Origin of the sequence: Thauera linaloolentis 47Lol = DSM 12138 (assembly GCF_000310205.1) — a bacterium.
Taxonomy (GTDB): domain Bacteria; phylum Pseudomonadota; class Gammaproteobacteria; order Burkholderiales; family Rhodocyclaceae; genus Thauera; species Thauera linaloolentis.
The window spans coordinates 1-251 of record NZ_AMXE01000213.1 but is presented as its reverse complement, the minus strand read 5'-3'; the positions used below and the strand labels follow the sequence as shown (position 1 = coordinate 251).

Sequence of the window (251 nt, the reverse complement as noted above, 5' to 3'; positions counted from 1 at the left end):
CGCCAGAAGTTCATCATCTTCGGGCTGCTGGCCGGGGCGCTGTTTACCGGCACCATCGGCACGCTGGGCGCGCACTTCGTGTGGGAGAACGGCCTGGCCTACGCGGTGCTGAGCACGCTGGGCGCGGACACGGGCCATTTCTTCGAAGGCCCGGTCACGCCCGACCTCGAGTGGCCCACCTGGATCGTGTACTCGGCGATCCCGCTGGGCTCCTACCTGATGTGCTTTCGCTTCCTGCAGGTCACGGCCAG

1 protein-coding gene is annotated in these 251 nt (G+C 66.9%); it reads left to right on the top strand.

The features are described from left to right. Positions 1–251: TRAP transporter small permease subunit (locus C666_RS19210; protein WP_004352750.1), on the top strand; the 251-nt coding region annotated here is incomplete at both ends.